The organism is Prosthecobacter debontii, from assembly GCF_900167535.1.
GTDB classification, from domain to species: Bacteria; Verrucomicrobiota; Verrucomicrobiia; order Verrucomicrobiales; family Verrucomicrobiaceae; genus Prosthecobacter; species Prosthecobacter debontii.
In genome coordinates this window covers 1-5,152 of sequence record NZ_FUYE01000040.1, presented here as the reverse complement: position 1 = coordinate 5,152, position 5,152 = coordinate 1, and the positions used below count along the sequence as shown (strand labels likewise).

At 56.4% G+C, this 5,152-nt stretch carries 4 protein-coding genes and 1 pseudogene; 4 read left to right on the top strand and 1 reads right to left on the bottom strand.

The features are described 5' to 3' along the window. Positions 1 to 357: 357 nt before the first annotated feature. Positions 358 to 1,335 (top strand): sll0787 family AIR synthase-like protein, encoded by a 978-nt coding sequence (locus B5D61_RS25380; protein ID WP_078816230.1) that lies wholly within the window; start codon positions 358 to 360, stop codon positions 1,333 to 1,335. Here the strand turns inward: B5D61_RS25380 and B5D61_RS25375 are convergent. After that, positions 1,229 to 2,317, bottom strand: coding sequence for a LacI family DNA-binding transcriptional regulator (locus B5D61_RS25375; protein ID WP_078816229.1), 1,089 nt, complete (start codon positions 2,315 to 2,317; stop codon positions 1,229 to 1,231). The two genes, B5D61_RS25380 and B5D61_RS25375, sit on opposite strands and share 107 nt — an antisense overlap. A 168-nt stretch (positions 2,318 to 2,485) precedes the next feature. On the opposite strand from B5D61_RS25375, the gene B5D61_RS25370 reads away from it, so the two are divergent. The 3 genes and pseudogenes from B5D61_RS25370 to B5D61_RS25365 form a co-directional block, all read left to right on the top strand. After that, positions 2,486 to 4,693 (top strand): excinuclease ABC subunit UvrB, encoded by a 2,208-nt coding sequence (locus B5D61_RS25370; protein ID WP_245846607.1) that lies wholly within the window; start codon positions 2,486 to 2,488, stop codon positions 4,691 to 4,693. A 2-nt stretch (positions 4,694 to 4,695) separates the two neighbouring features. Beyond that, the gene (locus B5D61_RS27155; protein ID WP_342753405.1) at positions 4,696 to 4,908 is read left to right on the top strand and encodes a VOC family protein; all 213 of its coding nucleotides are present in this window, start codon (positions 4,696 to 4,698) and stop codon (positions 4,906 to 4,908) included. Positions 4,909 to 4,946: 38 nt separating this feature from the next. Next, a pseudogene (locus tag B5D61_RS25365) lies at positions 4,947 to 5,152 on the top strand (IS1380 family transposase); the annotation flags it as partial.

The window sequence follows — 5,152 nt, the reverse complement described above, 5'->3', positions numbered from 1 at the left end:
GGCCACCCCTGCCTGGGCCAACTCATCGCAGAGACGGAAGCAAAGCTTCCCTCAGGCAATCAAGCAACATACAAGCGCACGCGTCCCGCGTGCGGTTTTTCGCGTCTCGCGGAAAACCGTCCCTGGAAGATGCCTATGTAATCGGGTTCGAATAGGACTTATAAGCCCTATGAAGCTCATAGGGCACATCTATCCTGCATCATGTTTGACGACCTCTTATGGACGGTGCTCCGCGAGGACGCAGAGCACTGCACGCGAGACGCGTGCGCTCCAGGCACGCCCGGCTCGCTGTGCCTTCTTGGATGAAGCGAGCCGAGAGTTATTTTCCCATTCGGTGAAACTGTTATACATAGCTTAATGTCTGACCTGGAATCTCTCGCCCAAAGCCTCCGCGCTCATCCGAACGTCGCGGAGAAACTGCGCATCGCATCGGCTTATGGGCCTGCGCTGGCTGTGGCAGGAAACATTGAGATTGGAGACGATGCCGCTGCCATTCCCGATGGTGATGGCTACATGCTTTTTGCTGCTGAGGGCATGATGGAAAGTTTCATTGAACTGGACCCCTGGTTTGCGGGTTACTGTGCAGTCATGGTGAATCTCAGCGACATCGCGGCGATGGGCGGATCGCCTTCAGCGATTGTGGATGTGCTGTGGACTCATCCCGACTCCGTGATCGCCACCGATCTGTGGGAGGGCATGCGTGCGGCATCTGAGGCTTATGGTGTGCCGATTGTCGGCGGTCACACTACTCGTTTTCCCTATGAACGCACGCCGCTCTTGGCCGCTGCTGTGCTGGGTAAGGCACAAAACTTGATCACCAGTTTCGATGCGGCACCTGGACATGATCTCTTGATGGCGGTAGATCTGCGAGGCGCTTATCGTGGGGAAGGCACGGTGTTTTGGAATGCCAGTGTGGGATCGCCACCCGAGCGCTTGCGCGGCGATCTGCGGTTGCTCAAACAACTCGCTGATCAGAAGCTGGTCACCGCAGGCAAAGACATCAGCAATGGCGGTGTGCCCGGCACCCTGGCGATGCTGCTGGCTACTTCAGGTTGTGGGGCGATTGTGGATCTCGATGCGTTGCCTCGACCCCCGGACGTGGATTTGAAACACTGGTTGTTATCCTTCCCGAGCTATGGCTATCTGCTCACGGCGAAGCCAGACAATACGGACGCGGTGAAGGCGTTGTTTGCCCAATGCGACATTGCTTGCGCTCGTATCGGCACGATCAGCGCTGGGCACGCGCTGGAGCTGGAGTTTTCTTCGAAAGGGGAGCGCTGCGTTTTTGCGCAGGTCGCACCGGCAAAGACGGCCCGTCCTTCCAAGAACCGGTGATCAGGACATCTCGAAGATGCTCCGGGATGCCGCGATCATGCACGTGCATTTTTTGCACCAGGAGGTCCACGGCGGCGGCACCCACCTGATCCAGATTACCGTCGATACCGGCCATGTTTTGTCGCTCGGTTTCCGTCCCAAAGAGGTAGGCAACCCCGATGTCTTCAGGAACTTTTAAACGCAGTCGTTCGAGCAGTTCCAAGGCATTGAACTTATACACCAGCAGGGCATCCGGCTGATGCTGCTCCATCCATTGACGAAAGAGCGTCATGTTAACCTGATCCCCCTCGACGATCAAAGGCGGGCACTGCTCTTCCACAGGGCGTTGCCATTGTTCATTGAGGGCAGCCGCAGACCACTGACCGCCCACGATGGTGTTGTTGCGCACTGGAGCAATGAGCGCGGGCCGACGATAACCCTGAGCGCGCATCTTTTCGAAAGCCAGCTTCACATTGAAAAAGCCGTGCAACTGCACGCGGTCCACGGGAAGCTGACGGAAATAAGTGCTCAGGCCGACAACACAAAAGTCACTGACATCCAGCTTCATCGGTTGGTCGTCCTTTTCGGAGAAACCCAGGATCACACCTCTAATACCGCGTGCCTGCAGCACCTTGCGCAGACGCTCCGCATCCCCTTTGAGGGAGCCGAGAGAAAAGATCTCCAGGTGATAACCAAGTTGGCGGGCGCGTTTTTGAATGCCCTTGAGATACCAGAGGCAGACGTCCTTTTTCTGCCAGCCATTGTCCGGCACGTTGGTGATGAGGGCTAGCGCTTCACCTTCATGCGACTGCTTCCGCCGTCGCTGCGTCATCAGAGCTTGGATGAGGGGATTTGGTGAGTAGCCCAGCTTTGTGGCCTCGGCTTTGACGCGCTCGATCACCTCAGGTGTGATGCGCGGATCATCCCGCAGAGCACGGGACACCGTCGCGCAGGAAACACGCGCCGCTTTCGCCACCTCAAGCATCGTGATGGACCGATCCATGGATGGAGTCAGCTCATACGCGGGAATGCAAAGGCTTTCAACTTTTCGCAGGCTAGTTCAGCTTCTCGGAGGTAAGGAACCAGAAGTTTTTTTTCTGAAAACCGAAAGCCGATGGGGCAAGACAGGTCCAGAAGCGTATGCTTTGATCCATCTCAAGTTTTCGTTTCTGTGTCCAGCACCTTCCAACTCAATCCTGAATTGCAGCCGCGTGGCGACCAAGCCCAAGCGATTGCCAAATTGGTCAAGTCCTTGCGTGAGGGGAATCGTCACCAAACCTTGTTAGGGGTCACAGGCTCGGGAAAAACCTTCACGATGGCGAACATCATCGCGGAGATGGGGAAGCCTGCCCTGGTGTTCTCTCACAACAAGACCCTGGCGGCGCAACTCTATTCGGAGTTTAAGAACTTCTTCCCGAACAACTCGGTGGAGTATTTCGTGAGTTATTTCGATTACTACCAGCCCGAGGCTTACATCCCGCGCACGGACACTTACATTGAGAAGGACAGCAGCATCAATGATGAGATCGAGCGTCTGCGTCTCTCCACCATGGGGGCTCTGCTTACCCGCAAGGATGTCGTGGTGATCGCCAGTGTGTCGTGTATTTACGGCTTGGGCTCGCCAGAGGACTATGAAGGCATGATGGTGCCGGTGCATGTGAGCCAGCAGATGACGCGCGATGTTTTTCTCACACGGCTGGTGGACATGCTCTACGAGCGTAATGACATCCAACTCAAGCGTGGAGCTTTCCGTGCCCGTGGCGATGTGGTGGAGATCGTGCCCGCGTATCTGGATAGCGAGGCCATCCGCGTGGAATTCTTTGGCGATGAGATTGACCGCATCAGTGTGGTGGATGTGCTGACAGGCACGGTGACTTCGAAGCTGCAGAGTTACACCATCTTCCCGGCCAAGCAGTTCGTGACTCCTGGAGATAAGCTGCGCAAAGCGGTGGTGAAAATCCGCGAGGAGATGGAAGAGCGCGTGGCTTGGTTTGAAAAGGAAGGCAAGCTGCTGGAGGCTCAGCGCCTGAAGATGCGCACGGAGCATGACATCGAGATGATGCTAGAGATGGGTTTCTGCCAGGGTATCGAAAACTACAGCCGTCATCTCACGGGTCGTGCTCCGGGTGCGACCCCAGGGACTCTACTGGATTTCTTCCCCGATGACTTCCTCTGCCTGGTGGATGAAAGCCACGTCACCATCCCGCAGATCGGCGGGATGTATGAAGGAGATCGCTCGCGCAAGACGGTCCTCGTTGAGCATGGTTTCCGCCTGCCGAGTGCCTTGGACAACCGGCCGCTGAAGTTCAACGAGTTTATGAAGGCCACGAGCCAACTCGTGTATGTGAGCGCCACGCCAGCTCGTTTTGAAATAGAAAACAGCGTGGTGGGAAACACGGATTACATCCCGCACAAGCGCGAGCGCATCGGGGAGGAAGAAACCAAACCCGCCGCTCTCCCTGGTGTGGCTGTGAGAGTGAGCGGCAGTTCGCAATCGGTGGAGAAGTTCGATGTCATCACCAAGGGCAAGCCCCTGGTGGTCGAACAGATCATCCGCCCCACGGGTTTGTTGGACCCCACCATCACCATCAAGCCGCTCAAAGGTCAGATCGATGAAACCATCGAGTTGTGCCGCCAACGCATCGAGAAAGGTGAGCGCGTTTTGGTCACCACTCTGACCAAACGCACGGCTGAGGATTTGACGGATTACCTGCGCAATCTGGATCTGAAAGTCCGCTACCTACACAGTGATATCGATGCCATCGAGCGTGTGGAGATCCTGCGCAGCCTGCGTAAAGGCGATTGTGATGTGCTGGTGGGTATCAACCTCCTCCGCGAAGGTTTGGATCTGCCCGAGGTGAGCTTGGTGTGCATTTTGGACGCGGATAAGGAAGGTTTCCTGCGCAGTGAAACCTCGCTCATTCAGACCGCCGGTCGTGCGGCGCGTCACGTGGGGGGCGAAGTGGTCTTGTTTGCCGATTTAGAAACCCAAAGCATCCGAGCCCTGCTCAGCATCAGCAGCTATCGCCGCCAGATGCAGATGGAGCATAACGAAAAGCATGGTATCACGCCTCAGACGGTGAAGCGTGCCGTGCAGGAGTCTCTACAGATCGTCGGCAAAGGCCGCGAGGTGGAGGAAAACGTCGTGCGCGAGGGCGGAGGCGATTATGCAGTCACGGAGGTCATTCGCGAGCTTGAAGGTGAAATGGCCGAAGCCGCGACCAAGCTGGAATTCGAACGCGCTGCCTTGCTGCGGGACCAGATCCGCGAGTTGAAGAAACAAGCGGGCCTCAATGCCGACGACGGCGGTGTCTTGCCGAAGCCGAAGAAGGTGACCTACGGAAAACCGAAACGTGGGGCCGGGAAGAAAGGGAAGTGAAAATGATGCCTCCTACTATCCGCCTTAATCTTGTCGTTGTGCGTGTTGCCGATCTAGAGCGCGCTCAGAAGTTTTATGAAGGACTGGGTTTGCAGTTTGTGAGGCATCGGCATGGCCAGGGACCGGAGCATCTGTCTGCTGAAATCGGCGATGCAGTATTCGAGCTTTATCCGGGATCATGCAATAGAAGACAAGAGGCGAGCTGTAGAAGTTGATTGAGCCAAGGATTGACGCGTGTGCCAAGGTCACCGTGATGGTGAACCTGCCCATTGAGTATTCCGACAAGCCCGTGACGCCTTTTGGAGGCATGGCACTCCTCAAGCGTTTTATTGACCAGACCGGTATCCGTGACCATCTGGCCACGTTGGATCTGCCGGAAGGCGGCTCTAACCGCGCTTATGATCCGGTGCACATCATTGAGAGCTTCTGGCTCGGGATCTGGACAGGAGCCAGCCGTTA

Bases quoted from the DNA above. Each gene is read 5' to 3' on its own strand.
- B5D61_RS25375 (WP_078816229.1), bottom strand. From the start codon at position 2,317: ATGGATCGGTCCATCACGATGCTTGAGGTGGCGAAAGCGGCGCGTGTT.
- B5D61_RS27155 (WP_342753405.1), top strand. From the start codon at position 4,696: ATGATGCCTCCTACTATCCGCCTTAATCTTGTCGTTGTGCGTGTTGCC.
- B5D61_RS25380 (WP_078816230.1), top strand. From the start codon at position 358: ATGTCTGACCTGGAATCTCTCGCCCAAAGCCTCCGCGCTCATCCGAAC.